Genomic DNA, 2,805 nt, shown 5'->3' with positions numbered 1-2,805 from the left:
GGGGGGGGCCCAAAACGGTGGGGGAATAAAAAAAAAGCGGGTTACTTGCGAGCCGCGCCGGTGGTGCCGCCAGGGGGAGAGAGGACCTGACGACACCGTTGCCTCGTGGGCGGTCGATCAGTACTTCAGGTTCTGCGACCAGTAGGTCTCGATCTGCTTGACCAGCGCGTCCGGCAGCGGCACGTAGTCCAGCTGCTTGGCCTGGGCATCGCCGCTCTTGTAGATCCAGCGGAAGAACTCCTGGGTGGCCTTGGCGCTGTTGACGTTCTTCGGCTGCTTGCGGACCAGGATGAAGTTGGTGGCGGTGATCGGCCACGCTTCGGCGCCCGGCGCATTGGTCATGACCAGGTAGAAATCCTTGGCGTTGGCCCAGTCGGCGCTGGCGGCAGCGGCGGCGAAGGACTCGTCGCTCGGCAGCACGACCTTGCCCGACGCGTTCTTCATCGCGGCGTAGGACATCTTGTTCTGCAGCGCGTAGGACAGTTCGACGTAGCCGATGCCGCCCTTGATCTGCTTCACGTAAGCGGCAACGCCTTCATTGCCCTTGCCGCCGATGCCCACCGGCCACTGGACCGAGGTACCTTCGCCGACCTTGGACTTCCACTCCGGGTTGACCTTGGAGAGGTAGTTGACGAAGTTGAAGGTGGTGCCCGAACCGTCCGAGCGGTGCACGACGGTGATCTTGCCGTCGGGCAGCTTCACGCCCGGGTTGAGCGCGGCGATGGCCGGGTCGTTCCAGGTCTTGACCTTGCCCAGGAAGATGTTGGCCAGGGTCACGCCATCGAGCTTGAGCGCGCCCGGGGCGATGCCGGCCACGTTGATCACCGGCACCACGCCGCCGATCACCGACGGGAACTGGGCCAGGCCGGCCGCAGCCAGCTCTTCCGGCTTCAGCGGGGCATCGGACGAACCGAAGTCCACCGTGGCCGCCTTGATCTGGGCGATGCCACCACCCGAACCGATGGACTGGTAGTTGACCTTCTTGCCGGTCGCGGTGCTGTAGTCGGCCGACCACTTGGACATGACCGGGTAGATGAACGATGCGCCCGCGCCGGTCACATCGGCGGCATTGGCGGCGAACACGGAGGACGCGGCGAGGACGGCAACAGCGGCGCGCGACTTGAAGGCGTGGATCACGGGGTGGCTCCTGGGATGGATGGTGGTGCGGGGTTTCCCGCCCGGTGCCTATTCCATAACGGTTCCGTGACAGCGCAGCGACTGTCATATGACGCAACCGTGACACAGCGGGTCGGCAGTTCCAGCCACGCAGGGCGTGGCTCTACGGAAGCCGTTGTGACGGCGGTCAAACAAAAAAAAGGCGCAGCCCAAGCTGCGCCCTTTCAATCACACAGGTACCGCGAGACTTACCAGAAGAACTGCAGGCGTGCTTCCAGGATGTTCGGGTCGTCGTTCACGAAGGTGCGCGTGGCCGAGCTGTACTTCTTGCTGTCCACCATCACGTAGTTCAGGGCGAACTTGGTGTTGGAGCGCCAGTAGTAGTTCACGCCCACGGTCCAGATATCCATCTTGCCGCCCAGCACGCCGTCCACGATCGGCGGACGACCGGCAACCGGGTTGGCGTTCAGATGGCCATCGTCCAGGTTCATCGAGTCATAGCGCGCGCCCAGCTGCCACATGCCACGGCCCGGCTCGTCCGGCAGGCCGGTGGTCGGCGTGCCGCCCTTGTAGCCCCAGGTCTCGCCGGTGATGTTCCACAGGCCGCTGACGTAGAAACCGTCGCTGGTGTAGTTGTCGCGCGTCATGCGCTTGGCTTCGCTGGTGTAGTACTCGGCCTGGGCCTTGAACGGGCCGCCGATGTACATCGCTTCGGCACCGATGGTCTTGACCCGGTCGGTGTCGGTCATGTTGCCGCTGTCGACCAGGCGCGCGGTGGCCAGGTCGGCGTTCGGACGGGCGCGCACGCGCAGGGTGTCGGCGTCGGTGTCGTAGTCGACATAGCTCAGGCCGAAGTGCAGGACCTGCCCCTTGTCGTTGATCGGCGCCCAGGTGCCACGCGCGCCGTAGCCGCTGCCGTGGGCCAGGTTGCGGGTCAGCTCACGGCCGAAGGCGCTGGCGGTGACCGACCAGTTGTTGTCGCCGAAGCTGTAGGCGCCACCGAGGCGGCGGGCCACGGCGTAGGTGTTGGTGACCGCAGCCTTGGAGATGAAGTCATTGTTCTTGGTGCTGGACAGCTCTTCCAGGCTGTTGGGCTGCTTGAACTGGCCCAGCTGCACGAAGTGGTTGGCGTTGCCGGCCAGCTTGTACTTGACGTTGGTGTCCAGGAACTTGTCGGCCTTGGCGTCGTAGCCGACCACCCATTCCACGTTGCCCGGGCCCTTGCCCTTCAGCACCAGCTCGGCGCGACGCAGTTCGAATTCGCTGTCCTTGCCGTTGGCGGCATCGCCACCGTTGAGATCGGTCACATCGTTGTCGAACCAGTTGCCGTCGGCCTGGACCAGGCCTTCGAAAGTGATCTCCGAGCCGCCGATCACGTCGATGGCCACTTCAGCGTGAGCGGCCGGCACGAACAGCGCAGCAGCCACGGCCGCAGTGAGGAGTTGGCGATGCAGTTTCATGGAAAGGAGCCTTGCAGGCAGGTGGGAAGATGCTGCGCAGGCTAATAAGTGAAGATTGCGTAAATATGACAGTTTCGGACAAAGCAGCCCCGGTCCCAAGGCAAGCTGTTGTTGGGGTTGCCAAAACTGCCTGAAACAGATGACTGCCCGGTTGCGTTCAGATGGCAGTCGCGGCCCCCCCCCACGCCGCGGGGGTGTGGTTGAACCCGCACACCGACCCGCAGACCCC

The 2,805-nt window shown here is 64.2% G+C and carries 2 protein-coding genes; both read right to left on the bottom strand.

Features of this window, described 5'->3' with window-relative positions; translation table 11 throughout:
• Positions 1 to 117: 117 nt before the first annotated feature.
• Positions 118 to 1,137 carry a phosphate ABC transporter substrate-binding protein PstS gene (pstS, locus tag QMX79_RS20515; protein ID WP_093533913.1) on the bottom strand — a complete coding sequence of 340 codons (1,020 nt, stop codon included), beginning with the start codon at positions 1,135 to 1,137 and terminating at the stop codon, positions 118 to 120.
• Between the two features lie 227 nt (positions 1,138 to 1,364).
• Positions 1,365 to 2,576, bottom strand: coding sequence for an OprO/OprP family phosphate-selective porin (locus tag QMX79_RS20510; RefSeq protein WP_282248422.1), 1,212 nt, complete (start codon positions 2,574 to 2,576; stop codon positions 1,365 to 1,367).
• Positions 2,577 to 2,805: the final 229 nt, after the last annotated feature.

Origin of the sequence: Stenotrophomonas sp. PS02300, from assembly GCF_029959395.1 — a bacterium.
GTDB classification, from domain to species: domain Bacteria; phylum Pseudomonadota; class Gammaproteobacteria; order Xanthomonadales; family Xanthomonadaceae; genus Stenotrophomonas; species Stenotrophomonas maltophilia_AD.
Note: the sequence above shows the minus strand (reverse complement) of the source record. Positions and strands in the feature narration are given on the sequence as shown.